Origin of the sequence: Nonomuraea sp. B1E8 (genome assembly GCF_039871515.1) — a bacterium.
Taxonomy (GTDB): domain Bacteria; phylum Actinomycetota; class Actinomycetes; order Streptosporangiales; family Streptosporangiaceae; genus Nonomuraea.
The window spans coordinates 1,143,186-1,165,464 of sequence record NZ_JBDPLS010000001.1; the positions used below are offsets into that span (position 1 = coordinate 1,143,186).

The 22,279-nt window shown below is 69.9% G+C and carries 28 protein-coding genes; 12 read left to right on the plus strand and 16 right to left on the minus strand.

Features of this window, described 5'->3' with window-relative positions:
• Nucleotides 1–93: 93 nt before the first annotated feature.
• Nucleotides 94–861 carry an SDR family oxidoreductase gene (locus ABGA98_RS05410; RefSeq protein ID WP_347617029.1) on the minus strand — a complete coding sequence of 256 codons (768 nt, stop codon included), beginning with the start codon at nt 859–861 and terminating at the stop codon, nt 94–96.
• Between the two features lie 10 nt (nt 862–871).
• Here ABGA98_RS05410 and ABGA98_RS05415 point away from each other — a divergent pair, with 10 nt between their 5' ends.
• Entirely contained in the window at nt 872–1,060 is a 189-nt protein-coding gene (locus tag ABGA98_RS05415) for a nucleotidyltransferase domain-containing protein (protein ID WP_347617030.1), read from the plus strand.
• A gap of 32 nt (nt 1,061–1,092) precedes the next feature.
• On the opposite strand, the gene ABGA98_RS05420 is transcribed toward ABGA98_RS05415, so the two are convergent.
• From ABGA98_RS05420 to ABGA98_RS05430, 3 genes are all read right to left on the minus strand, one after another.
• The gene (locus ABGA98_RS05420; protein ID WP_347617031.1) at nt 1,093–1,638 is read right to left on the minus strand and encodes a TetR/AcrR family transcriptional regulator; all 546 of its coding nucleotides are present in this window, start codon (nt 1,636–1,638) and stop codon (nt 1,093–1,095) included.
• A gap of 99 nt (nt 1,639–1,737) precedes the next feature.
• A complete protein-coding gene (locus ABGA98_RS05425; RefSeq protein WP_347617032.1) occupies nt 1,738–2,202 on the minus strand; it encodes a nuclear transport factor 2 family protein in 465 nt (154 codons plus the stop codon).
• 401 nt (nt 2,203–2,603) lie between these two features.
• Nucleotides 2,604–2,726 carry a hypothetical protein gene (locus tag ABGA98_RS05430; RefSeq protein WP_347617033.1) on the minus strand — a complete coding sequence of 41 codons (123 nt, stop codon included), beginning with the start codon at nt 2,724–2,726 and terminating at the stop codon, nt 2,604–2,606.
• Nucleotides 2,727–2,736: 10 nt separating this feature from the next.
• On the opposite strand from ABGA98_RS05430, the gene ABGA98_RS05435 reads away from it, so the two are divergent.
• The 5 genes from ABGA98_RS05435 (at nt 2,737) to ABGA98_RS05455 (ending at nt 7,166) form a co-directional block, all read left to right on the plus strand.
• Nucleotides 2,737–3,465 carry a nucleotidyltransferase domain-containing protein gene (locus ABGA98_RS05435; RefSeq protein WP_347617034.1) on the plus strand — a complete coding sequence of 243 codons (729 nt, stop codon included), beginning with the start codon at nt 2,737–2,739 and terminating at the stop codon, nt 3,463–3,465.
• A gap of 88 nt (nt 3,466–3,553) precedes the next feature.
• Nucleotides 3,554–4,192, plus strand: a complete 639-nt coding sequence (locus tag ABGA98_RS05440; protein ID WP_347617035.1) for a maleylpyruvate isomerase N-terminal domain-containing protein — start codon at nt 3,554–3,556, stop codon at nt 4,190–4,192.
• 193 nt (nt 4,193–4,385) lie between these two features.
• Complete coding sequence (locus ABGA98_RS05445; protein WP_347617036.1) at nt 4,386–5,210, plus strand: NmrA family NAD(P)-binding protein; 825 nt, start codon at nt 4,386–4,388, stop codon at nt 5,208–5,210.
• 131 nt (nt 5,211–5,341) lie between these two features.
• A complete protein-coding gene (locus tag ABGA98_RS05450) occupies nt 5,342–6,496 on the plus strand; it encodes a histidine kinase (protein WP_347617037.1) in 1,155 nt (384 codons plus the stop codon).
• 22 nt (nt 6,497–6,518) lie between these two features.
• Nucleotides 6,519–7,166: a response regulator transcription factor gene (locus ABGA98_RS05455; RefSeq protein WP_347617038.1), complete on the plus strand. Its 648-nt coding sequence runs from the start codon at nt 6,519–6,521 to the stop codon at nt 7,164–7,166.
• Between the two features lie 63 nt (nt 7,167–7,229).
• Here the strand turns inward: ABGA98_RS05455 and ABGA98_RS05460 are convergent, their stop codons facing one another.
• From ABGA98_RS05460 to ABGA98_RS05480, 5 genes are all read right to left on the minus strand, one after another.
• On the minus strand, nt 7,230–8,228 hold the full coding sequence (locus ABGA98_RS05460) for an ABC transporter ATP-binding protein (RefSeq protein ID WP_347617039.1): 999 nt from the start codon (nt 8,226–8,228) through the stop codon (nt 7,230–7,232).
• On the minus strand, nt 8,225–9,199 hold the full coding sequence (locus ABGA98_RS05465; protein ID WP_347617040.1) for an ABC transporter ATP-binding protein: 975 nt from the start codon (nt 9,197–9,199) through the stop codon (nt 8,225–8,227). The genes ABGA98_RS05460 and ABGA98_RS05465 overlap by 4 nt, the downstream gene beginning before the upstream one ends.
• 64 nt (nt 9,200–9,263) lie before the next feature.
• Entirely contained in the window at nt 9,264–10,145 is an 882-nt protein-coding gene (locus ABGA98_RS05470; RefSeq protein WP_347617041.1) for an ABC transporter permease, read from the minus strand.
• The gene (locus ABGA98_RS05475; RefSeq protein ID WP_347617042.1) at nt 10,142–11,197 is read right to left on the minus strand and encodes an ABC transporter permease; all 1,056 of its coding nucleotides are present in this window, start codon (nt 11,195–11,197) and stop codon (nt 10,142–10,144) included. Before ABGA98_RS05475 ends, ABGA98_RS05470 begins: the two co-directional genes overlap by 4 nt.
• A complete protein-coding gene (locus tag ABGA98_RS05480; RefSeq protein ID WP_347617043.1) occupies nt 11,194–12,873 on the minus strand; it encodes an ABC transporter substrate-binding protein in 1,680 nt (559 codons plus the stop codon). Before ABGA98_RS05480 ends, ABGA98_RS05475 begins: the two co-directional genes overlap by 4 nt.
• A 387-nt stretch (nt 12,874–13,260) precedes the next feature.
• On the opposite strand from ABGA98_RS05480, the gene ABGA98_RS05485 reads away from it, so the two are divergent.
• Together ABGA98_RS05485 and ABGA98_RS05490 are read left to right on the plus strand one after the other, a co-directional pair.
• Complete coding sequence (locus ABGA98_RS05485) at nt 13,261–13,803, plus strand: type 1 glutamine amidotransferase domain-containing protein (protein WP_347617044.1); 543 nt, start codon at nt 13,261–13,263, stop codon at nt 13,801–13,803.
• A gap of 156 nt (nt 13,804–13,959) precedes the next feature.
• Nucleotides 13,960–15,486, plus strand: a complete 1,527-nt coding sequence (locus tag ABGA98_RS05490) for an amino acid permease (protein ID WP_347617045.1) — start codon at nt 13,960–13,962, stop codon at nt 15,484–15,486.
• A 118-nt stretch (nt 15,487–15,604) separates the two neighbouring features.
• Here the strand turns inward: ABGA98_RS05490 and lipB are convergent, their stop codons facing one another.
• Both lipB and ABGA98_RS05500 read right to left on the minus strand, forming a co-directional pair.
• Nucleotides 15,605–16,240, minus strand: coding sequence for a lipoyl(octanoyl) transferase LipB (gene lipB, locus ABGA98_RS05495; RefSeq protein WP_347617046.1), 636 nt, complete (start codon nt 16,238–16,240; stop codon nt 15,605–15,607).
• 108 nt (nt 16,241–16,348) lie between these two features.
• Nucleotides 16,349–16,597, minus strand: coding sequence for a winged helix-turn-helix domain-containing protein (locus tag ABGA98_RS05500; RefSeq protein ID WP_347617047.1), 249 nt, complete (start codon nt 16,595–16,597; stop codon nt 16,349–16,351).
• 135 nt (nt 16,598–16,732) lie between these two features.
• Here ABGA98_RS05500 and ABGA98_RS05505 point away from each other — a divergent pair, with 135 nt between their 5' ends.
• From ABGA98_RS05505 to ABGA98_RS05515, 3 genes are read left to right on the plus strand one after another with little or no spacing between them, the layout of a single operon-like run.
• Nucleotides 16,733–17,089, plus strand: a complete 357-nt coding sequence (locus ABGA98_RS05505) for a hypothetical protein (protein ID WP_347617048.1) — start codon at nt 16,733–16,735, stop codon at nt 17,087–17,089.
• A gap of 56 nt (nt 17,090–17,145) precedes the next feature.
• Nucleotides 17,146–17,694 (plus strand): sigma-70 family RNA polymerase sigma factor, encoded by a 549-nt coding sequence (locus ABGA98_RS05510; protein ID WP_347617049.1) that lies wholly within the window; start codon nt 17,146–17,148, stop codon nt 17,692–17,694.
• The gene (locus tag ABGA98_RS05515) at nt 17,691–18,260 is read left to right on the plus strand and encodes a hypothetical protein (RefSeq protein ID WP_347617050.1); all 570 of its coding nucleotides are present in this window, start codon (nt 17,691–17,693) and stop codon (nt 18,258–18,260) included. Before ABGA98_RS05510 ends, ABGA98_RS05515 begins: the two co-directional genes overlap by 4 nt.
• A 558-nt stretch (nt 18,261–18,818) precedes the next feature.
• On the opposite strand, the gene ABGA98_RS05520 is transcribed toward ABGA98_RS05515, so the two are convergent.
• From ABGA98_RS05520 to ABGA98_RS05535, 4 genes are all read right to left on the minus strand, one after another.
• Nucleotides 18,819–18,944, minus strand: a complete 126-nt coding sequence (locus ABGA98_RS05520) for a hypothetical protein (protein ID WP_347617051.1) — start codon at nt 18,942–18,944, stop codon at nt 18,819–18,821.
• Nucleotides 18,945–19,159: 215 nt separating this feature from the next.
• Entirely contained in the window at nt 19,160–19,351 is a 192-nt protein-coding gene (locus ABGA98_RS05525) for a PspC domain-containing protein (RefSeq protein WP_106243857.1), read from the minus strand.
• A 62-nt stretch (nt 19,352–19,413) separates the two neighbouring features.
• Entirely contained in the window at nt 19,414–19,920 is a 507-nt protein-coding gene (locus tag ABGA98_RS05530; RefSeq protein WP_347617052.1) for an HAD domain-containing protein, read from the minus strand.
• Entirely contained in the window at nt 19,917–20,837 is a 921-nt protein-coding gene (locus tag ABGA98_RS05535; RefSeq protein ID WP_347617053.1) for an AraC family transcriptional regulator, read from the minus strand. The genes ABGA98_RS05530 and ABGA98_RS05535 overlap by 4 nt, the downstream gene beginning before the upstream one ends.
• Nucleotides 20,838–20,985: 148 nt before the next feature.
• Here ABGA98_RS05535 and ABGA98_RS05540 point away from each other — a divergent pair, with 148 nt between their 5' ends.
• On the plus strand, nt 20,986–21,816 hold the full coding sequence (locus ABGA98_RS05540; RefSeq protein ID WP_347617054.1) for an undecaprenyl-diphosphate phosphatase: 831 nt from the start codon (nt 20,986–20,988) through the stop codon (nt 21,814–21,816).
• On the opposite strand, the gene ABGA98_RS05545 is transcribed toward ABGA98_RS05540, so the two are convergent.
• Nucleotides 21,785–22,249, minus strand: coding sequence for a hypothetical protein (locus ABGA98_RS05545; RefSeq protein ID WP_347617055.1), 465 nt, complete (start codon nt 22,247–22,249; stop codon nt 21,785–21,787). The two genes, ABGA98_RS05540 and ABGA98_RS05545, sit on opposite strands and share 32 nt — an antisense overlap.
• Nucleotides 22,250–22,279: the final 30 nt, after the last annotated feature.

The window sequence follows — 22,279 nt, forward strand, 5'->3', positions numbered from 1 at the left end:
TGCCCGCGGCGGCCGCGCGCCCGCCAAGGTTTTTCCGGCGGCACGCACCGGCCGCACCCCTGCCGGGACACCGCTGGCCTGGGACGATGCTCATCAGCCGAAGCCGCCGTTGCTCATGAGCAGCTGGCCGTTGATCCACTGGCCCTGCGGCGAGCAGAGGAAGTCGACGAGGTCCGCGGTGTCCTGTGGCGTGCCGAGACGATTGAGCGGCGTCTGGCTGATGCACTGCTCGCGGACCTCGTCCGGCATCCACCCGGTGTCCACCGGTCCTGGGTTGACCACGTTGGCGCTGACGCCGAGGTGGGCCAGCTCGTGCGCGGCCGCCAGCGTGATGCGGTCGAGGGCGCCTTTGCTCGCGCCGTAGGGCAGGTTGCCGACGGTGTGATCGCTGGTGAGGGCGACGATCCGGCCGGTTCCCTGGGCGCCGCGGAAGCGGCGGCCGTATTCGCGGATCAGCAGCCAGGTGGCCCGCGCGTTCACCGCGAAGTGCCGGTCGAAGCTCTCCACGGTGGTGTCGAGCAGGCCCGAGTCGACCGACTCGCAGTGGCACATGACCAGCGCGGTGACGTCGCCCAGCGCCTGCTCCGCCTCGTCGAAGATCCTGGCGGGGGTGGCCACGTCGGAGAGATCCGCCTCGATCGCCACCGAGGCCGCGCCGGCGTCCGCGAGGGCCGCGGTGATCGCGTCGGTCGCGCCCGGCTCGACGCCCCAGGCCATGCGCTCGTCGTAGGGGGACCAGTGGGAGAGGGCGATGTCCCAGCCCGACGCCGCCAGCCGCCGGGCGATCCCCGCCCCGATGCCGACGGTGCGGCCCACGCCTGTGATCAGCGCGACCTTTCCTGTACGCCGTGGATCGATCATAGTGGCCATCATGCACGCAGCGACCGAACGCCTGCTGAAGGATTTTCTCGACAGGATCGAACCGGCCGTCCCTCTGGTCGCACTCTGGGCACACGGCTCGCTCGGGGCCGGCGACTACCGTCCGGGCCGCAGCGACCTCGACCTGATCGCGGTGCTCGACTCGCCCGTGACGATGCAGCAGTGGTGCGACATCAAGTAGGCGCTCGGGAGCGACCCGGTGGGCGCCGTCCGTCAGGCGCGCAACGTGCGCGCCCAGGGCGCGTCGACGGCGGCGGCGTCGATCGCCACCACGACGTTGCTGAGCAGGGCGTCCGCGAAGTAGCGGCGGATCTGCTCGTCGGAGGCGCCGGAGACGGCGCGGATGTACTCGATCTGTCTGGCGTAGCAGTTGCGCACCGCCTCGCCGATGACCGGCTCACCCGCGCAGCCCTGGGCATGCATGAGGATCATCAGCACGTCCCGGTCGGCGATGACCTCATCGTACGAGGCGGCCAGCGCTCGCAGGACCGCCTCCGGCTCGGTGCTCCGCGCCGTGGCCGCCGCGGCGGCCACGGACTCTCGCAGGCGGTCCGAGCAGTAGTCGACCAGGGCCGCGAACAGCGTCTCCTTGTCCTTGAACAGCCGGTACAGGTAGCCCTGCGAGATGCCCGCGGCCTTGGCCACGTCCATCGTCGAGGTCCCGTAGTAGCCGCGCTCGGCGAACGCCTTGATCGCCGTGCGCATGACCGTGGCCCGGCGTTCATCGGCGGTGGAACGCTGTCGTGTCCTGGTGTCCATAGAAGTAATCAACCTATCTCCAGCAGAGGCGTCAAACCGCCTTGGTCCGCTTCGGAGCCGAACGGGCCGTCCGACGCCCCCGCCGGGTGACGTACGTCTTCAGTCGTCGCTGAACGCCGAGACCAGGTCGTCGGCTACCCCGCCGAGGGCTTCGGCGGCCACCTGGGGGTTCCAGTAGTCGACGTACCGGCTGATCTTGCTGTTCTCCGTCTCGACCACGGAGATGTAGGTCTGGTTGTAGGGCCGGCCGGTCCCCAGTGCGATGCCTTCGCTCTTGAGCTCCGCGATGACCAGCGAGGGGTCGGTGGTCTCGTGGAAGCGCACGTCGGTGAACTTCACCCGGAAGTTCTCGGAGAAGCTCTTCAGGTGCCCGAGCAGGTCCTGCTTGCCCGCGACCTGGGCCGGGTAGCCCTTCGGGGCGTAGGGGAACTCCAGCACCCCGTCCTCGGTGAACAGGTCCACCCATTCGGCGAACCGCCCGGAGGACAGGTGATCCAGGTGGCTCCTGAACGTCTGCTGCGCGGCGGCCCGGACGCTGTCGGTGCTCTGCTGAGTGTCGCTCATGACTGAAACCTTCACTTCCCCTGACGTTAGCCAGACATAGAAGCGGTTGACCGCTTTCTTAAGAGGGCAGCACCTTGCACGGGAACGACAACGCACCACAGCTGGCTCCCTCTCTTGGATGTAAGTAATAGACCACTTTCATTTGAAATGTCAAGCAGGGCGGTCATGTGATCATCGCTCGGAAGCCGATTCGCGATCTCAAGGTGCTCCAGAGCCGCCCTCGTATGAGGGTGGTTCGCACATCGCTGATGGCCCCGGCCTACTCGTCCCGCTCGCCGGCTGCGCGGGCGAACCGGCGTCATCCACGCCTGTCGGGGCGATACCCGTGCATGGCCATGCCCGTGGACGGCCAGCGGACGACAGGGCGTGTGATCAAGTGACCGCCCTGCCAGCGGCTGCTGTCAGCCCTGGAGCAGGCGCTCGCTCAGGTCCCAGAACCGCCGGGCGATCCCCGCCCCGATGCCGACGGTGCGGCCCACGCCTGTGATCAGCGCGACCTTTCCTGTACGCCGTGGATCGATCATAGTGGCCATCATGCACGCAGCGACCGAACGCCTGCTGAAGGATTTTCTCGACAGGATCGAACCGGCCGTCCCCCTGGTCGCACTCTGGGCGCACGGCTCGCTCGGGGCCGGCGACTACCGTCCGGGCCGCAGCGACCTCGACCTGATCGCGGTGCTCGACTCGCCCGTGACGATGCAGCAGTGGCGCAACATCAAGGCCGTGCACCGGTCGCTCGAACAGCCTCTCGCCGGCCTGCTGCACGCCTCCTACATGCCCCGCCAGGAGCTGGACGATCTCGCTGCCGAGCATGTGACCTGGGCCCACGAGCGCATCTTCCGCCGTCCTGTCACCGCCGTCACGCGGCGCGAGCTGCACACCGCGCCCCTGCGGCTGTACGGCCCGCCACCCGGCGAGGTGCTGCCTCCGGTGTCGGACGAGGAGCTGAAGGCGTTCGTCCGGTCAGACCTGCGGGACTTCTGGCTGGCCAAGACCCGGGCGCGGCGGCGCTGGCTGCAGGACGTCTGGGTCGACCTGGGCGTGCTGACGGTCGCCAGGGCCACGGTCACCCTGCGGGAGGGCCGCCTGATCAGCAAGCGCGAGGCTTTCGACGTGCTGGCCGGGATGGACGCGCCGGAGAACGTGGTGGCCGACATCCACGCCCGCAGGTACGGCACTCCACCTCCGGTGCTGAGCCGGTTCAGGAGGGCGCGGCTGGCGCGGGCGTTCGTCAGGTCGGCCACCAGGAAGGCCCTGGCCTGAGGGCCGCAGCCGCGCACCCGGGAGCCCCTGAAATGCGGTGCACGGCTATCGTTGGCGCGTACTACCTAAATTAGGGAAAGGGCGGCAAATGGGGGAGATCAGGCAGTCCTATCTGGTGGCCGCGACGTCGGCGGTGTCGCTCCTGCGCCACCCCGCCGTGAGCACGTCGTGGGACAAGCCGAGCGCGCTGACGGAGTTCGGCGTCGCGGGACTGGCCGGGCACCTGGCTCACCAGCTCGTCAGGGTAGGCGACGTGCTCCCGGCGGACGGCGAGGTCCAGGAGCCCATCGACCTTATCGAGCACTATTCGCGCTCGCCGTGGGTGCAGGCCGGCCTCGACCACGAGAGCAACGTGGGCATCAGGCGCGGCGGCGAGGCGGCCTCGGCCTGCGGGCCCGCTGCGCTGGCGGACAAGGCTCAGGCGCTGCTCGACCACCTGGGCGCCGCGCTGCCCGCCGAGCCGGCCGACCGGGTGGTGTCGCTGCCCTGGGCCGGCTGGTGCCTGCGGCTGGACGACTTCCTGCTCACCCGGCTGGTGGAGCTGGTCGTGCACTCCGACGACCTGGCGGCCAGCGTGGGCGTGGACACGCCCGAACTGCCGCCGGCGGTCATCGAGCCCGTCGTGGACCTGCTGGCCCGCCTGGCCGTGCACCGCCACGGAGCCACCGCGGTCATCCGCACCCTGAGCCGGGCCGAGCGCGCACCGGCGGCGATCAGCGCCTTCTGACCGAGGTCGGCACGGGCGCCCTCCGGTCATGACGTGCTCCCGAGCCGGGGCGCCGCCATGACGTGCTCACAAGCAGGGCCGTGACCAGTCGCGGCCCTGCAGCGCGTTGCCCGGACAATTCATGGAATAAATCGTTCCGTTCTGGTAGCATAAGAGCAGAACGTTCCGTTCCAATGTGTGTGAAGGGGTTCGCATGACCATGCTCGTCACCGGGGCCACCGGGACCGTCGGCCGTCACGTCGTCGAGGAGCTCCTCGAGGCCGGTCAGGAGGTGCGGGCCCTCACCAGGAACCCTGCCAGGGCCGCCCTCCCCGAAGGCGTCGAGGTCGTCGCCGGAGACCTCGCCGATCCCCGCTCCCTGCACGGCGTCTTCGACGGCGTCACCGGCGTGCACTTCATCAACTTCGCGGGCGACGACTACGCTCCCCTGCCCGACGGCGCCGAGCTCGTCGCCCTGGCCGTCAAGGCGGGCGTGCGGCGGGCCACGGTGCTCGGCGGACGCGAGGACGGCAGCCTGGAGCAGGCGCTCGCCGCGAACGACCTGGAGTGGACGCTGCTCCACCCGGTCGAGTTCATGTCCAACACGCTGCGGTGGTGGGCCCACTCGGTCAGGACGGAAGGCGTCATCAAGGAGCCGTTCGGCGACCGGCTGAGCGCGCTGGTGCACGAGCGCGACATCGCCGCCGTGGCCGCGAAGGTGCTGGTCGATGGGGGACACGGCGGCAAGGCGTACACGCTGACGGGCCCCGAGGCGATCACGACCAAGGAGAAGGTGGCGATCCTGGGGAACGCGATCGGCAGGGACGTCACGTTCGTGGAGCTGACGGTCGACGAGGCCAGAACGAAGTGGGCCGCCGACGGCATGGGCGAGCAGACCATCGAGTTCCTGGTGGACGCGCTGGGCAACACCCCCGAGGTCGGCTACACGGTGGTGCCGACCGTGCGTGAGGTCACCGGGCGGGAGGCGCGCGGCTTCGCCCAGTGGGCCTCGGAGAACGCCGGCGCCTTCCGCGCGTGATCCATGCCCTCGACCGGCGCCCGCGCAGCAGGCGGGCCCCGGTCGAGGGAGCTCGGCGCCCTCTCGATCGGCGTCGGCGGTTACTACTTTCGTCGTCATACATCTCGCCGCCCGCCCCATACGCTGTGGACATGCGGTTCGTCCTGCTCGGCCCCGGTGTGTTCGCGGCCTCGCTGCTCGTGGTGCACGGGCAGGCCGGGGTGGCGTCGAGCCTGCCCCTCCCGGTGCTGGTCGCGATCGCCGCCGCCGCGGGCGTGGCCGCCTGGCAGGTCAGGCGGTCCTGGTGGCCGCTGGCCGTCGTGGGCGCCGTCGGGTACGCCTGGCTGGTGATGTGGCCGCCGCTGATGGTCGCGTCCTACTACGCGGGCCTCACGCTGAGCAGGAGCCGCGGGATAGCCGCCTACCTCGGCGGCTGCCTGGCGGTGTGCGGGATCTCCGCGCTGGTCGGCGAGTGGCAGGACGGCCCCCACCGGCTCGCCACCGCGAGCCCGGCCAACGCGGTGGCCATGGCGCTGGCCGTGATCGGGCTGCCGCTGGCGCTCGGTCTCTGGGTACGCGCCCGCCGCGAGGTCCTGGAAGCGGCCAGGGAGCGGGCCGAGCGGCTGGAACGCGAGCAGGTCATGCGCGCCGAGCAGGCCAGGGCTCAGGAGCGGGCCAGGATCGCCAGGGAGATGCACGACGTGGTCGCGCACCGGGTCTCGCTGATCGTCCTGCACGCCGGGGCGATGGAGATGCGCGCGGCCGACGACGAGACCGCGCGGTCGGCCGCCATGATCGCGGGGATCGGGCGGGAGGCGCTGGCCAACCTGCGCGACGTGCTCGGGGTGCTCCGCTCCCCTCCGCAGAGCCTGCTGGGCGCGGGCTCGCCGGGGGACTTGCGGCCGCCGCCCACGCTGGACGACCTCGACCGGCTGCTCGACCAGACCCGCGCCCTGGGCATCGCGGTGACCAGGCACGACGAGGGCGAGACGCGGCCGGTGGAGGCGACCGTGGAGCGGACGGCGTACCGCGTGGTCCAGGAGGCGCTCACCAACGTGCACAAGCACGCCGGGAACGCCGGCGCGGACGTGCGCATCCGCTTCGGGAGCGACGCGCTGGAGGTGGAGGTGCGCAACGAGGCGCCCCGGCCGCCGCACAAGGAGCCGGGGGCGCCGCACGAGGAGCTGCCCGGCGCCGGCTGGGGCCTGATCGGGCTGCGGGAACGCGTCGAGCTGCTCGGCGGCACCCTGCGCGCCAACGCCGAGGACGGCGGCGGCTTCCTGGTGAGCGCCAGGATCCCGGCATGACCCGCGGCGCATGGAGGTTCCGGTGATCAGGGTGCTCGTCGTGGACGACGAGGAGCTCGTACGGTCGGGGTTGCGGCTGATCCTGGAGGCCGCCGGTGACATCGCGATCGTCGGTGAGGCCCGTGACGGCGCCGAGGCCGTGGCGGCGGCGCGGCGGCTGCGGCCTGAGGTCGTGTTGATGGACGTGCGCATGCCGGGCATGGACGGCCTGACCGCCGCCGCCCGGCTGCTGGCCGTGCCCGACCCGCCCAAGCTGGTCATGCTGACGACGTTCGACCTGGACGAGTACGTGCACGAGGCGCTCCGCCTGGGCGCGGTCGGGTTCCTGCTCAAGGACACCCCGCCGAGGGAGCTGGCCGGCGCCGTGCGTACGGTCGCGGGCGGACAGGCCATGCTCTCCCCGTCGGTGACCAAGCGTCTGCTGGCCTCGTACGTGGATCGTGCCCCTTCACGCGCCGAGGCCGCGCGCAGGCAGCTCGCCGGGCTCACCGGACGGGAGGAGGACGTGGTCAGGGCCGTGGCCCGCGGCCTGTCCAACGCCGAGATCGGCCGCGAGCTGCGCCTGACGGAGGCCACGGTGAAGGCTCACGTGAGCCGGGTGCTGGCCAAGCTGGGCCTGGCCAACCGGGTCCAGGCCGCCATCCTGGTCCACGACGCCGACCTCGGCTAGAGCCGCCGTCCGGGCCGACCTCGGCCAGAGCCGCCGTCCTGGTCCACGAACGCCCGGAGGTCGCTAGGTGTTCGCGTAGTGGCAGGCGGCCTGGGCCCCTGGCACGGCCGGCAGGATGTCGAGGAGCTCCGAGCGGCACTTGCCGTCGACCCCGGCCTCGGCCGCCCTGCCGGAGGCGAGCACCTGGCAGCGGGCGTGGAAGCGGCAACCGCCGGGGATCCTGGTCGGGTCGGGTGGCTCGCCGGTCAGCACCACCCGCTCCGGCGACTCCGGCAGCACCGACATCAGCGCCTGCGTGTACGGGTGGCGCGGCGCGGTCAGCACCTGTTCGACGGGTCCCGACTCGACGATCCTGCCGAGGTACATGACCGCGACCCGGTCGGCGATGTTCCAGGCCAGTCCCAGGTCGTGGGTGACGACCAGCGCCGACAGGCCGAGGTCCTCCCTGAGTTTGAGCATCAGGGCGAGGATCTCGCCGCGTACGGAGGCGTCCAGCGAGGCGACCGGCTCGTCGGCGACCAGCACCTGCGGGTTGAGTGCGAGGGCCCCGGCGATCACCACGCGCTGCCGCTGTCCGCCGGAGAGCTCGTGCGGGTAGCGCAGGAAGAACCGCTCGGGCGGTCGCAGCCCGGCTCTGGACAGCGCCGAGGCGACGGCGCTCTCCTCGTCGGCCAGGCCGTGGATGCGCGGCCCCTCCGCCACCGCCTCGTAGACGGTGTGCCGGGGGTTGAGCGAGCCCGTCGGGTCCTGCAGGACGAGCTGCACCCGCCTCCGGTAGGCCTTGAGCGCCTTGGAGCCGTAGTCGAGCGCCGTGCCACCGTAGCGGACCTCGCCCGAGGTGGGCCGTTCGAGGCCGAGCAGGGTGCGGGCCAGCGTGGTCTTGCCGCAGCCGGACTCGCCGACCAGGGCCACGATCTCGCCCTCGCCGACCGACAGGTTGACGCCGTCGACCGCGCGGGCGCGCCGGCCACGCGCGACGAACTCCACGTGCAGGTCGCGGGCCTCCAGCAGGCTCGGCCCCGCCGTCGAGACCTTCTCCTTCGTGGCCTGCGTCTCCGTCATGAGGCCTCCTCCTTCGCCCTCACGTGTACGCAGGCGGCCGTGCGGCGCTCGCCGGCCGGCCACAGCTCCACGTCGAGGGTGGCGCACTCGTCGAGCGCGACCGGGCAGCGTGGGTGGAACGAGCAGCCGGTCGGGAGCTGCATCGGGTCCGGCGGGTCGCCGCCGAGGCCCTTCGGCGCCAGCCGCGCGGCCGGGTCACCCACCGTCGGGAACGCCGCCGCCAGCGCCTTGCTGTAGGGATGCCGGGCGTCGTGGAAGACCTCGCGTGACGGGCCCTGCTCGACGATGCGGCCCGCGTACATCACGGCGAGCCGGTCGCAAACGTCGGCGAGGACGGACAGGTCGTGCGAGATCATGATGAGCGAGATGCCGTTCTCGGCGACCAGGTCCTTGATCAGGGTCAGCACCTGGGCCTGCACCATGACGTCGAGCGCGGTGGTCGGCTCGTCGGCGATGATCAGGCGGGGCGAGCAGGCCAGGGCCATCGCGATCATCACGCGCTGCCGCTGCCCGCCCGACAGCTCGTGCGGGTAGCTGCGGGCCCGCCAGGTCGGCAGGCCGACCTGGTCGAGCAGCTCGGCCACGCGCTTGCGGGCCGCCTCCGGCTTGGCCTGGCCGTGGACCAGCAGCGGCTCGGCGACCTGGTCGCCGATCTTGCGCACCGGGTTGAGCCCGTGCTGCGCGCCCTGGAACACGATCGAGGCCTCGGCCCAGCGTACGGTCCGCATGCGGCCCCACTTCATGGTGAGCACGTCCTCGCCGTCGAGCAGGATCCGGCCACCGACGCGCGCGTCCCGCGGCAGCAGCCGCAGCAACGCCATGGCCAGCGTCGACTTGCCGGACCCCGACTCGCCGGCGACTCCGAGCGCCGCTCCGGAGTCGAGCGTCAGCGACACCCCGCGTACGGCCGGCACCTCGCCGGAGGCGATGCGGTAGGTCACCGAGACGTCGTCGAGTTCGAGGAGGCTCATGCGGCCTCCTTCGTCGGCCGCATGAGCCAGACTGCTGTGTCCACGGTTCGTTCGCTCCGCTCTCTCACGAAGCCCTCCTCAGCCGGGGGTTGAGCACGGCCTCCAGGGCCCGGCCGACCAGGGTGAACGCCATGACGACGGCGAGGATGGCCAGGCCGGGGATGAGGATGTACCACCAGGCGCCCTCGTTGGCCGCGCCGAAGTCGTACGAGCCGCGAAGCATGGTCCCCCACGAGGTCTTGTTGGCGCTGGCGCCGAGGAAGGCCAGCGTCGACTCGGTCACGATGGCGCTGGCCACCTCCAGCGTGGTGCTGGCCAGCAGCAGCGGCGCCACGTTGGGCAGCACGTGGCGGGTCGTGATGTGCCAGTGGCCGGCTCCGAGCGCCTTGGAGCGCTCGATGTACGGCCTGGACTCCACGGCCAGCGTCTGCGCCCTGATCAGCCGGGCGGTCGACGGCCAGGTGGTGATGCCGATGGCCATGATGATCGTGAACGTGCTGCCGCCCAGGATGGCCGCCAGCACCAGGGCGGTGACCAGCGAGGGCAGGACGAGGAACCAGTCGGTGACGCGCATGAGCACGGCGCCGAGCCAGCCGCGGAAGTGGCCGGCGGCGATGCCGACGACCATGCCGATCACGATGCTCAGCAGGGCGGCGAGGAACCCGATGAGCAGCGACGTGCGCGAGCCCCACCAGACCATCAGCAGGATGGAGCGGCCGGACTCGTCGGTGCCGAACGGGAACGCCGGGCTGGGCGCGTCGAAGTCGTCGCCGGGGGCGTCGACGACGCTGGTCACGCTCTCGTCGATGAACAGCGGCGCGACCAGCGCGAGCACCACGGCGGCGACGAGCACGACCACGCCGGCGACGCCGGCCCGGTGGCCGCGGAAATCGGCCCAGAAGCGGCTCAGCGCCTGCCGCCTGCGGGTCGTGGCGACACTGGTCATGCCGATCTCACTCTCGGGTCGAGCATGTGGTAGACCACGTCGGCCAGCGTGTTCATGACGATCACCGCCACCGTGATCAGCAGGAACGTGCCCTGCATGAGCGTGAAGTCGGGCACGCTGATCGCTTCGTAGAACAGCTGGCCGAGCCCCGGCCAGGTGTAGATCGTCTCGACGGTGACGGCGCCGCCGACCACGAACCCGACGCGCATGAACACCAGCGTCACCGTGGGCAGCAGGGCGTTGGGCACGGCGTGGCGGCGGCGTACGTCGTCGTCGCGCAGCCCTTTGGCCCTGGCCACGGTCACGTAGTCCTGGCTGACCTCCTCCAGCAGCGACGAGCGCATGACCAGGAGGTATTGGGCGTAGACCACGGCGACCAGCGTCAGGCACGGGAGCACCATGTGGGAGGCCACGTCGAGCACGTAGGCGAACCCGTCGGGCGCGTCCACGCTCTCGATGCCGCGGAACGGGAAGATGCCGGGGATCGGCCCGATGCCCACCCCGAAGACCATCATGAGCAGCAGCCCGAGCCAGAACGTCGGCACCGACCACAGCAGCAGCGACGTGCCGGTGGAGAAACGGTCGAACGCGCTGCCGCTGCGCCAGCCGGCCCGCGTGCCCTGCCAGATGCCGAGGCTGACCGCGATGACCAGGCCCGTTCCCGCGAGCAGCAGGGTCGGGCCGAGCCGCTCGCCGATCAGGTCGAGGACGGGCCGCTTGTACTCGTACGACATGCCGAGGTCGAGGCGGAGCGTGTCGCCGACGAACTTGAAGAACTGCTCGATCAGCGGCTTGTCCAGGCCGAGCCGGCTGCGTTCGAGGTCGAGCTGGGCCGGGGTCATGTTGCGGCCCTGCGCCAGGCTGCGTACGGGGTCGCCGGGCAACATCCGGAACAGGAAGAACGTGCCGACGATCACCATGGCGATGCTGAACAGCGCCCCACCGGCCTTCGACAGCGCGTAGCGCAGCGTGCCGCCGCGGGTGGGGCGCTCGTCACCAGGGCCCGCCGCCTGCGCGGCGGCGGGCTCTGCCGCTTCGAGCGGAGCGGTCATTCGCGCTCGTCTGCGACGCTCTTACGCCGCCTGCTCAGGAGGAAGCCGCCCACTCCGATGACCACCACGGCGCCGACGATACCGGCGATGACGCCGGTGTTCGATCCGCCGCCGCCGTCGCCGCCGGCTGCGCCCGCCCCCGTGGCCTTGACGTCGACGGTGTAGAACGGCCAGTAGCCGCTGCCGCCGTAGAGCAGGCCCTTGTTCTCGGGGATGGGGGTGATGCTGGTGATCCGGTCCTTGCGGTAACCCTCGAGGTCGTTCGTGTAGTAGATCGCGATGACCGGGGCGTCGGTGTAGAGGCGCTCCTGCATCTGCTTGATGATCTCGGCCCGCTTGGGCCGGTCGAGCTCCGTCAGCTGCTCCTTGTAGAGCTTCTCGAAGGTCTCGTCACAGTAGAACGACTCGGTGCCGCCGCCCTCGCCGTCCTTGGTGGGCCGGCGCGAGCACAGGTGCGTGGCCAGGACCTCCTCGGGGTCGGGGTTGACCGACCAGCCGCTGATCGCGATGTCGAACAGGCCGGTGTAGCCCGTCTCCTCCGTGAACTTGCTGGATTCGAGCTTCTTGGTGGTCAGCGTGATGCCGATCTCCTTGAAGAAGCCGGTCAGGTATTCGGCGAGCTTGTCCTCGAGCGGGGTGTCGGTGTGGATGCTGAAGCGGAACTCCAGCTTGCGGTCACCGTCGGGCATCGTGCGGACGCCGTCGGCGCCCTTCTTGTAGCCGGCGTCGTCGAGGATCTGGTTGGCCTTGGCCGGGTCGTAGGTGACCTTGGTGTCGCCGGTGGCCTCCCAGAAGAAGTCCTTGTACATCGGCGGCACGATCGAGCCGTCGGCGGGGGCGGCCAGGCCGTCCCACACCTCGTCGACCAGCTTCTGCTTGTCGATGGCGTAGTGCAGCGCCTGGCGCACCTTGACGTCCTTCAGCGCGGGGTGGCCGTCGCCGAGGGGCTTGTCGTCGGTGGTGGTGGCGCCGTGGTTGATCTGCAGGTAGGCCGCGCGCCGGCCCTGGGTGTTCCAGGCCTCGATGTTGGGGTCGTTCTGGATGGCCTTGAACTCCGGCGGGTCCAGCCGGCCGATCAGGTCGATCTCGCCCTTCTGCAGCGCGGCGATCGCGGCCTGCGGGTTGTCGTAGAAGATGACCTGCAGCTCGTCGACCTTGGCCTTGCCCCGCCAGTAGTTGGGGTTGGCCTGCAGCTTGACGTACTGGTCCTTCTTGTGCTCGGTCGCGAAGTACGGGCCGCTGCTCACCGTGGGGTACGTCTCGGCGTCGTGGTTGGCCATGTCGGTGACCGACTCCCAGGCGTGCTTGGGCACGATCGGGACGGGGTTCTCCAGCATGGACGCCTGCGGCGACTTGAGCTTGATCGTCAGCTCCTGGCCGTTGGCCGTGACGCTCTCGAAGTTCTCCACCGCCGGGCCGTTGGCGGTCTTGGCCGCCTCGTCCGTCATGATCTTGTTGAACGTCCAGGCGGCGTCCTCGGCCGTGATCGGCTTGCCGTCGGACCACTTGGCCTCACGGATCTTGAACGTCCACGTGAGGCCGTCCTCCGAGGTCTCCCACGACTCGGCCAGGTCGGCGCTGGGCTGCAGCGTCTTGGAGTCGGGGACCGTGAGGAAGCCGTACATCCAGCGGTGGATCGACGTGGAGACCAGGCGGACCGCCAGGAACGGGTTCATGGAGTCCATCGACTGCGTGGCACCGACGCGAACGATCTTCTTCCCCGCCGTCGGTTCCTGAGCAAGGGCCATTGTCGTGCCCTGACCTGCTACTAAGAGCGCGACGCCCAGCGCAGCCAGGCGTGCGAACCATTTCCTCATACGTGCCTCACCTTCAGGCGGGGGGTTCCTGTGTAGAGAAAGGCACACCATACGGAGACCGTGTGTCAACGCGTGGCGGAAAATTGTTTCATCTTCGTTTCCTTCGGCGGTGTAAATTTTCAACCCGCCGTGCACACCCGTGACCTGGCATCCCACCCTACGGCGGCCCTTCCGGGCACGCGACCGCATACATCCGAACCCACCGGATAGGGGGCGGGAAACAGCCGAAACCAAGGGGGAGATCGCATGATGCAGGGCAAGACCATCGCGTTCCTCGTCGCTCCTGAGGGAGTCGAGCAGGTCGAGCTCACCGAGCCATGGAAGGCGGTCAAGCAGGCGGGCGGCACGCCCAGGCTGATCTCCACCGCGCCCGGCCAGATCCAGGCGTTCAACCACCTGGACAAGGCCGACACGTTCGCCGTGGACTACACGGTGGACAACGCCGACGTGGGATCCTTCGACGGCCTCGTGCTCCCCGGCGGCGTAGCGAACCCCGACTTCCTGCGTACGGCGCCGCAGGCCGTGCAGTTCGCGCGGTCGTTCTTCGACGCGGGCAAGCCGGTGGCGTCGATCTGCCACGCGCCGTGGACCCTGGTCGAGGCGGACGTCGTACGCGGCCGCACGCTGACGTCCTGGCCGAGCCTGCAGACGGACCTGCGCAACGCCGGCGCCACATGGGTGGACCAGGAGGTCGTGGTGTGCACCGCCGGGCCCAACATGCTGGTCACCAGCCGCAAGCCGGACGACCTCAAGGCCTTCTGCCAGGCCTCGGTCGACGCGTTCGGATAGGAGCGCGGAACTGACGGAGAGGGAGGGCGCCGGATCCGGCGCCCTCCCCCGTCGTCGAAGCGTCGTCGAACCGGCGTCAACGCCTTGTCCCCTGGAGAGAAATGGTCTAGGTGTAGACCAAATGGGAGCGTCCTCCATCCCCCCAGGGAGACCTCAGTGACCACTGAAGAGGATTCCAGGCGACTCGCCGAACTCGGCTACAAGCAGGAGCTTGCCCGCACCTGGAGCGGATTCTCGAACTTCGCCATCTCCTTCTCGATCATCTCCATCCTCGCCGGCTGTTTCACCACCTTCGGACAGGCCTGGAACAACGGCGGCCCCATCGCCATCTCCTGGGGCTGGCCGCTGATCTCCGCGTTCATCCTGATCATCGGCTTCTGCATGTCGGAGCTGGTGTCGGCGTACCCGACGGCGGGCGGCATCTACTGGTGGGCCGCCAAGCTGGGCAAGCCGATCCACGGCTGGTTCACCGGGTGGCTCAACCTGATCGGCCTCATCGCCGTCACCGCGTCCGTCGACTACGGCTGCGCGACGTTCCTCAACATCACCATCAACCGGCTGACCGGCGGAGCATGGGAGGGCACGCTCCCGCAGGCGTTCCTGCTCTTCGTGATCGTCCTCGCGCTGCACGCCCTCATCAACATCTACAGCCACCGGCTCATCTCGCTGCTGCAGAACGTCTCGGTCTGGTGGCACGTCGCGGGCGCCGCGATCATCGTCGCCATCCTGATCTTCGCGCCGGACGACCACCAGTCGCTCGGCTTCGTCTTCGGCGGCACCAACGACAGCTCCTTCGGCACCGGCTCCGAAGGGCTGCCCTTCTGGCTGTACGTGCTGCCGCTCGGCTTCCTGCTCACCCAGTACACGATCACCGGCTTCGACGCCTGCGCGCACGTGTCGGAGGAGACGCAGGGCGCGGCCAGGAGCGCCGCCCGCGGGCTGTGGCAGTCGATCTTCTACTCGGCCATCGGCGGATGGATCCTGCTGCTGTCGTTCCTGTTCGCCGCGACGAACGTGGACGCGCTCAACGAGCAGGGCGGCTTCGTCGGCGCCATCTTCGAGACGGCGCTGTCGTCCCCGCTGGCCACCGCGATCTTCGCGATCTCCACGGTCGGCCAGTTCTTCTGCGGGATGAGCTGCGTGACGTCGATGTCGCGGATGACGTACGCGTTCGCGCGTGACGGCGCCATCCCCGGCTGGCGGCTGTGGTCGCGGGTCGACCGCAACCGCACCCCGGTCAACGCCATCCTCGGCGGCTGCGTCACCGCCGCGCTGATCACCCTGCCCGCCCTCTACGCCCCTCCCGGCCTGACCACGCCGGTCGCGTTCTACGCGGTCGTGTCGATCGCCGTCATCGGGCTCTACCTGGCGTTCCTCATCCCGATCTGGCTCCGCCTGCGCATGGGCGACGCCTTCACCCCCGGCCCGTGGACGCTCGGCAGGAAGTACAAGGCGCTGTGCTGGATCGCCTGCGTCGAGATCGTGATCGTGTCGATCTACTTCGTCATGCCGTTCTCGCCCGAGGGCGTGCCCGGCAACCCGGACTTCACGTGGACATCGGTCAACTACGCGCCGATCGCGGTGGGGGTGGTGCTGATCGGCATCGCGCTGTGGTGGGTGCTGTCGGCCCGCCACTGGTTCACGGGCCCCCGCCGTACGATCGACGAGGTCCCCGTCCCCTGACGCTCATCGTGGGTACGGCTCCCCGCGGGCCGTACCCACTGCTAGCGTCCTGCCCATGGCAGCGCTTTGACATCCTCGCAGCGCTTTCGGAGGGTCGATCCCGGGGCATCTGACCCGGTCAGGAGGCTTCGAAGGCGGCGGCCACGGCCGCGCGGACGTCGGCCATCGAGGCGGCGCCCAGTTCGCGCCTGAGCGAGGTCATGTCGACGTCGGGCATCCCGCAGGCGACCGCCCAGTTCCACGGCGTGAGGTCGCCGTCGACGTTGAGCGCGAACCCGTGGCTGGTGACGCCCCGGCTCTGCCGCATCCCGATGGAGACGACCTTGCGGCCGGTCTCGGCCGTCCAGACGCCGGTGAGCAGCTCGGAGCCGGGCGGCGTGTCGCGGCGCTCCGCCGGCAGGCCCAGCTTGCCCAGCGCCTCCACCATCCGCAGCTCCACCTCGCGGACGTAGTCGACGATGCCCTGGTCGTCGTCGAGCTTGACGATCAGGTAGCCGACGAGCTGGCCCGGCCCGTGGTAGGTGAGCTGCCCGCCGCGCCCGGTCTCGACCACGGGGATGCCGCGCGCCGGGTCGGGCAGGTGGTCGAGCGGGGTGCGGCGGCCGACCGTGTAGACGGAGGGGTGGCTCAGCAGCCAGAGCGTGTCCGGTCGTTCGTCCCGCTGGCGCTGCCCGACCAGGTCGGTCATGCGTTCCATAGCCTTGTCGTAGTCGACGAGCTCATCCTCGATGAGCGTCAGCGGCCTAGCCCTCATGGCTTCGAGGATATGCCGGGTCGCGAACGGGAAGTACACCGCCTTCCCGGCCCCCTGTCCATAACCCTGATCCGGCGCACGCAGCCCCTGGCTCGGGCCATGCGAACATCAGGACCCGTTGATCGGCTTCTCCGCCACGAACAGTCCACGGCCCGGCGCGGTGATCAGAAGGCCTTCCGCCTTGAGCACGTCGAGCGCCTTCTTCACGGTGTTCCGCGACAGACCGGTCATCTCTTCGAGCTCCGTCTGGGACGGCACCTTCCGGCCAGGCTGGAACTCGCCGGACTTGATCCGGGCGCGCAGAGCGTCCGCGAGTTGCAGGTAGGGCGCTTGCAGCCCATCCGGGTCAATCTTCACGACCAGGAGGTTAGGCGGCCAGGTTCGGGTCGAGATAGGCAGGCCCGGCCCTGGCCAGCCATGGCCTAGTTGCCTAGGATGCCGCTCGTCCACCGGACCCCCGGACCACGCGTATCGCGTCAGGAGATATGACTCATGGCCGAGCTTCCCGACTTCCACGGTCCGCATATCGGTCCTTATCGGGCCGATGCCGAGCTGGTCGACTGGCGTGACCCGTACCCACGCTTTGAGCGAGTGCGGATCAAGCGGCACACCTGCGGCTGCAAGGCACGCATCCTCGAGCTCTGCACGGCCGCAGGGCTGGCCTGGGTGCGCAAGACCGACCGGCTGGAGGCCGGTTCGCTGGTGTGGGAAACCCCTCCAGGAAGGTGGGTAACGTTGAGAAGCTTTGGACGAAGCTCCTCAACGGCCAGGCCAGGTAGCGCCGTCATCGCGCCCAAGGTCGCAGCCCTGCGGGACACCCATCCGTACCGGCAACGTCCAGCCTTGTAACCCTTCGGCCACTTCTCACCAAGCAGGGGTGTCAATCGACGAAGGGAGCATGGCCGGTGCGTCGCAAACAGCCGAAGATCGCCACGGATCCTGTGGCTTTCGAGGCCTTCTACCGGCGACATGTCGATGCCGTCACCCGCTTTCTCGCCCGCCGCGTCGACGACCCGCACACGGTCGCGGACCTGGTGGCCGAGGTGTTCATCGCGGTGCTCGACTCGGCCCACACCTACCGGGCCGACCTGGGCACGGAGATCGCATGGTTGTACGGCGTGGCCCGCAACACGATCTCAGCCGAGCGACGGCGGGCCTACCGGCAGCACCAGTTGACGGACCGCATGAGCGGCCGCCGGCAACTGGCCGCCGACGACGTCGCCAGGCTCGAGGAGCGCATCGACGCGGAGCGGGACGCCAGGAAGGCCTTCGCGGCCATGGAGGAGCTGCCGGAGGGGGAGCGCGCCATGCTGGAGCTGGTCGCCATCGACCAGCTCACGGTCACGGAGGCGGCGCACGCCCTCGGCATCCGTCAGGGCGCCGCCAAGGTACGCCTGCATCGCGCCCGCCAGACGCTACGCAACCTGTCCTTCGTCATGGATGGAGCACGATGAATTTCGAGGAGCAGTTGCTGATGGATCTGAAGACCGAGATCGCGGTCCGCGCCGACCGGCGTCGTCGCCTCACCCGCACGCGGTCCGTGCTGGGAGTGGCCGGAATGGCCGCCGTGGCCGCCGTCGCCGTACCCCTGCTGACCGGCACCGGGACACCCGCGTACGCCGTGAGCACGAACACCGACGGCACGATCAGCGTCGAGATCAACGAGTTCAGGGACGCCGACAAGCTGGAGGGCGACCTCAAGGAGGCCGGCGTCCAGGCCGACGTCAGCTACGTGCCGATCGACAAGCAGTGCGAGCCGGGGCGCGGGGCGATCGTCGGCGGGGAACCGGCCGGCATCGAGGAGTTCCGCAAGTCCGTGAGCTACAAGGCCGCCCGCGTCCGGAAGGGAGGCGTCGACATCGACCCCCGGTACGTCGCCAAGGGCCAGACCCTCGTCATGGAGTTCGCCGAGAACAAGGAGAGCTCCGGCGGGCCGAACATCACCGCGCGCTTCAAGGCTCAGGTGATCGCCGGGCCGGTCAAGCCCTGCACCCTCGTCGACTGGAACGTCACGCCGTAACGGACGCTTCACGGGAACTGCGTCGAAAGGGAGGGCCGAGGGTTCCGGCCCGGCGTAGCGGTGGCCCGGCTCCGGAATCGGGGCCGGGCCACCACGCCGTGAACGCCCGGCCGTTACTCCGGTGTTAGCGCAACCTCAGAAGACTGCCTCCTCGAAACCGGCCCCTCGGAAGGGAGCCGGACCGGAAGGAGCAGCAAGATGGAACACCTGCCCAGCGCTGAAGGCGCGGAAGTCCGTCCCAGCGGACGAAGAGCCTGGCACCGAGCGGCCCGGCTCATGAAAGATCATCCCCTCACCTGCTATTTCCTCATGACCTTCACTCTGTCCTGGTGCTGGATGGGCCTGGCGTTCGGCGTTCTGCGGCTCCCCATGATGGGAGTCGGCGGAATCCTGGGACCGCTGATCGGGCCGTGCCTGTCCGCCTCTCGGAGAGGAACCGGGGTGGCGCGGCTTCGCTCTGCCGGGCCTTCAGGACCGCCTCGGCCCCCTGCTCGGATCGCTGCTGCTCGGGGCGTTGCACGCCATCTGGCACCTGCCTGTCTTCCTGCTGGTTCCCGGCTACAACGGCAGCCCGACGGACCTGCCGGGCATGCTCGTCGTGTTCGCGTGGTTCACGGCCGGCGTCACCGCAGGGGCGGTGACCTTCACGTGGCTGTTCAACAACACGCGCGGCAGCCTGCTCATAGCGATGCTGCACCACGCGACCGCCGGCTGCGTGGGTTTCGTGGTGCAGGGCTTCTTCGCCGGCGCGGATGTACGCGACGCTCTGGGCCAGGTCCGTACGCCCTGCAGATCGCCCTGGCGCTGGTCATCATCGCGGCCACTCGGGGACGCCTCGGTTACGGACGCCACCGGCGCGAGATCGGCGCCCCCGGAACCGACGACCGGCGCTCCGAGGGCTACGCCGCCCGGTAACCCTTCGGCTCCTCGGGGACGAGGATCCACATCGCCACGTAGACCACCCAGAGCGGCCCCGGGATGAGCGAGAGCAGCAGCCAGAGGATCCGGACGAGGGTGGGAGGAAGGCCCATCTTGTCGGCGAGACCGCCGCAGACGCCGGCCAGAATCCTGTGCTCTCTTGAGCGGTACATGCTATGCCTCCGTGTGGTTACGACCTACCCGTACAACGGACGAGCGGCCCGACGGACTCCCGTCAGGAACCCTGAGAAAACCCTGTAAGGGTCAGCCACTCTTCTGCCATGCCCAGATGTCGGCTGGTCAGGCCCCGCATCGGGTCCACGTGGATGAGCAGGAAGTCGGTCAGCCCCTGACGCACCCTGAGATAGTTCTCGTCCTCTGCCCACACCTGGTCGTCGAACCACACGAACGGCCGCCGCCCGGCGTAGGCGGCCACGTGCGGGGTCTTGAACATCTCGCCGTGCTCGCTCGGGGGGTCGGTGGTCAGCGGGATGACGGGGAGCGAGGGCAGGCCGATCCTGGGCGCGATCCAGTCGTTGGCGTGCTGCTCCCACGTGGTCGCCCAGGCCAGCTCGGACCCGGTGGCGATGGCCAGGTCGAGCAGCCTGCGACCGTGCCGGGGGTTGAGGTGCACGGTGTAGACCTCGCCCCCGATCGTGCACCGGTAGCGCCGGTAGCCGGGCGTCGGCCGGCCCATCGGGTTGAGCACGCCGTCGACGTCGAGCAGCAGCAGCGGCTTCACAGCGGGGCTCCTGCCCGATGTTCCTGCGGGCTGACGCCGTGGACGCGCTTGAACGCCGCGCTCAGCGCGAACGGGCTGCCGTAGCCGACTTTCCTGGCGACCGAGCCGATCGTGGTGCCGGGCTCGCGCAGCAGGTCGGCGGCCAGGGCCAGCCGCCAGCCGGTGAGGAAGGCCATCGGCGGCTCGCCGACCAGCTCGGTGAAGCGCCTGGCGAGGGACGCCCTGGACACGCCCACCTCGGCGGCCAGCCCGGCCACCGTCCAGGGACGGGCGGGGTCGTTGTGCATCATCCGCATGGCCCGGCCCACCACCGGGTCGCCCATGGCGCGGAACCAGCCGGGCGCCTCGTGGGTGGCGAACCACGCCCGCAGCACCGCGATGAGCAGCACGTCGAGCAGCCGGTCGAGCACGGCCTCCTGACCGGGCTCGTCCTTGACGATCTCGTCGGTGAGCAGCGCGATGATCGGTCCGCCGGGCTGCTCGATCAGCCGGGGCAGCGCTTCGAGCAGCCTCCTGCTGACCGCGCCCTCCAGGTTGTAGGTGCCGGTCAGCAGGACGGTGCCGCCGTCGGGGTCGTTGCCCCACGTGCGCACGCCCAGGTCCATCGTCCCGGCGAGCGGCCGTCCGTCGGGCGTCGCGCAGTGCTGGCCGGGGTGGATGACGACCTGCGGCTCGGTGCCGGGATGGTCGGCCACGGTGTACGGCTCCGGCCCCCGGACGACCGCGACCTCGCCCGGCAGCAGGCGTGCCGGTGCGCGCCCGTCGAGCACGATCCACGACTCGCCCGACACCTGGGCGATCACCGACAGCGGGGCCTCGTCCTGGATGCGCAGCGACCAGGGCGGATCGAGGACCGAGCGGAGCAGGAAGGCGCCGCGGGCACGCGGGCCGTCGAGAAGCGCCGCGAGCTGGTCCATGGGTCAGACGATCGCATAGGGGGTTGCGCATCTCAACCACGGACAGCCGTACGGATATCGTCAGCGGACGGCCGCGGCCGGGCAACTGCTCGGCCCCCGTTTCCGCTAACCTCACCTCGTCACTCCCGCTTTCTCGGAAGGTTTCGTCGTGATCGGCTGGCTAGAAGCGGTGGTGCTGGGGCTGATCCAGGGGCTCACGGAGTTCCTGCCGATCTCCTCCAGCGCCCACATCCGTGTGGTCTCCGCTTTCGCCGGCTGGCAGGATCCGGGGGCGGCGTTCACCGCGGTCATCCAGCTCGGCACCGAGACGGCCGTGCTCATCTATTTCCGCACGGAGATCTGGGAGATCATCTCCACCTGGACCCGCTCCCTGTTCGTCAAGGAGCTGCGCGGCCACTGGGCGGCCCGCATGGGGTGGTACATCATCGCCGGCTCGCTGCCCATCGGCATCCTCGGCGTGCTGCTGAAAGACCAGATCGAGACCGTCTTCCGCGACCTGCGGCTGGTCGGCACCACGCTGATCGTCTTCGCCTGCATCCTGTGGCTCGCCGACCGCACCGCCCGCAACAAGCTCACGCTGGAAAAGCACCTGAGCCTCCCCCACGCCCTCGTCTACGGCTGCGCCCAGGCACTCGCCCTGATCCCCGGCGTGTCCCGCTCGGGCGGCACGGTCACCGCCGGCCTGCTCCTCGACTACCGCCGCGAGGACGCCGCGAAATACTCGTTCCTGCTCGCCATTCCCGCCGTCCTGGCCTCAGGCGTGTACGAACTGCGCGAGATCGGCGAAGGCCCCGCCCCCGCGTGGGGGCCCACCATCCTGGCCACGATCATCTCGTTCGCCGTCGGCTATCTGGCCGTGGCCTGGTTCCTGAGATACATCAGCACCCACCGCTTCACCCCGTTCGTGATCTACCGGATCATCCTCGGGTTCTTCGTCATCCTGGCGGTCACGTTGGGGTGGCTCCCGGCCAACGGCTGAGCGTGCGGGGATAGCGGCTGCACAGGGCGAAGACGGCGGCGAACAACGTCCAGGCGGCGACGTACGCGACGGGGTGGGCCCAGGCGTCGCCGACGAGGTCGGACAGCGCGGCGCGGCCCTCGAAATAGCAGACCAGACCGCCGATCGCGCCCGGGATCGCGCCCCACCAGCGCCGCCACCACACCTCGTGCGTGACCACCTCGAAGACCACGAGGGCGATCGGGCCGCCGAGGAGGAACCTCATCCCCGGCGGGTCCGACATGAGCGCGGCGATCACCATGACCGCCACCGCGGAGCCGGCCGTCAGCAGGACGACGGCCCCGAAGGGGGCGGGCTCGTCGCGCGGGTCGGTCTCGGGCGGTGAGGGGGCGCCTTCGGGCCGCGGGGCGCCGGCGGGCACGGACTCGTCACGGGGGTCGTTGTCGTCAGGCATGGCGACCATTCTGGCCGACGTCCCCGAGCG

What these genes read in the sequence shown, in the direction of transcription:
- ABGA98_RS05520 (WP_347617051.1), bottom strand. Translation starts at nt 18,944, where the DNA reads ATGAGCAGGCTGCCGCGCGTGTTGTTGAACAGCCACGTGAAGGTCACC.
- lipB (WP_347617046.1), bottom strand. Translation starts at nt 16,240, where the DNA reads ATGAGGGCTAGGCCGCTGACGCTCATCGAGGATGAGCTCGTCGACTAC.
- ABGA98_RS05525 (WP_106243857.1), bottom strand. Translation starts at nt 19,351, where the DNA reads ATGTACCGCTCAAGAGAGCACAGGATTCTGGCCGGCGTCTGCGGCGGT.
- ABGA98_RS05415 (WP_347617030.1), top strand. Translation starts at nt 872, where the DNA reads ATGCACGCAGCGACCGAACGCCTGCTGAAGGATTTTCTCGACAGGATC.
- ABGA98_RS05430 (WP_347617033.1), bottom strand. Translation starts at nt 2,726, where the DNA reads ATGATCGATCCACGGCGTACAGGAAAGGTCGCGCTGATCACAGGCGTG.
- ABGA98_RS05545 (WP_347617055.1), bottom strand. Translation starts at nt 22,249, where the DNA reads ATGCCTGACGACAACGACCCCCGTGACGAGTCCGTGCCCGCCGGCGCC.
- ABGA98_RS05435 (WP_347617034.1), top strand. Translation starts at nt 2,737, where the DNA reads ATGCACGCAGCGACCGAACGCCTGCTGAAGGATTTTCTCGACAGGATC.
- ABGA98_RS05505 (WP_347617048.1), top strand. Translation starts at nt 16,733, where the DNA reads ATGGCCGAGCTTCCCGACTTCCACGGTCCGCATATCGGTCCTTATCGG.
- ABGA98_RS05460 (WP_347617039.1), bottom strand. Translation starts at nt 8,228, where the DNA reads ATGACGGAGACGCAGGCCACGAAGGAGAAGGTCTCGACGGCGGGGCCG.
- ABGA98_RS05465 (WP_347617040.1), bottom strand. Translation starts at nt 9,199, where the DNA reads ATGAGCCTCCTCGAACTCGACGACGTCTCGGTGACCTACCGCATCGCC.
- ABGA98_RS05485 (WP_347617044.1), top strand. Translation starts at nt 13,261, where the DNA reads ATGATGCAGGGCAAGACCATCGCGTTCCTCGTCGCTCCTGAGGGAGTC.
- ABGA98_RS05445 (WP_347617036.1), top strand. Translation starts at nt 4,386, where the DNA reads ATGACCATGCTCGTCACCGGGGCCACCGGGACCGTCGGCCGTCACGTC.
- ABGA98_RS05535 (WP_347617053.1), bottom strand. Translation starts at nt 20,837, where the DNA reads ATGGACCAGCTCGCGGCGCTTCTCGACGGCCCGCGTGCCCGCGGCGCC.
- ABGA98_RS05475 (WP_347617042.1), bottom strand. Translation starts at nt 11,197, where the DNA reads ATGACCGCTCCGCTCGAAGCGGCAGAGCCCGCCGCCGCGCAGGCGGCG.
- ABGA98_RS05425 (WP_347617032.1), bottom strand. Translation starts at nt 2,202, where the DNA reads ATGAGCGACACTCAGCAGAGCACCGACAGCGTCCGGGCCGCCGCGCAG.
- ABGA98_RS05410 (WP_347617029.1), bottom strand. Translation starts at nt 861, where the DNA reads ATGATCGATCCACGGCGTACAGGAAAGGTCGCGCTGATCACAGGCGTG.
- ABGA98_RS05515 (WP_347617050.1), top strand. Translation starts at nt 17,691, where the DNA reads ATGAATTTCGAGGAGCAGTTGCTGATGGATCTGAAGACCGAGATCGCG.
- ABGA98_RS05450 (WP_347617037.1), top strand. Translation starts at nt 5,342, where the DNA reads ATGCGGTTCGTCCTGCTCGGCCCCGGTGTGTTCGCGGCCTCGCTGCTC.
- ABGA98_RS05470 (WP_347617041.1), bottom strand. Translation starts at nt 10,145, where the DNA reads ATGACCAGTGTCGCCACGACCCGCAGGCGGCAGGCGCTGAGCCGCTTC.
- ABGA98_RS05480 (WP_347617043.1), bottom strand. Translation starts at nt 12,873, where the DNA reads ATGAACCCGTTCCTGGCGGTCCGCCTGGTCTCCACGTCGATCCACCGC.
- ABGA98_RS05420 (WP_347617031.1), bottom strand. Translation starts at nt 1,638, where the DNA reads ATGGACACCAGGACACGACAGCGTTCCACCGCCGATGAACGCCGGGCC.
- ABGA98_RS05440 (WP_347617035.1), top strand. Translation starts at nt 3,554, where the DNA reads ATGGGGGAGATCAGGCAGTCCTATCTGGTGGCCGCGACGTCGGCGGTG.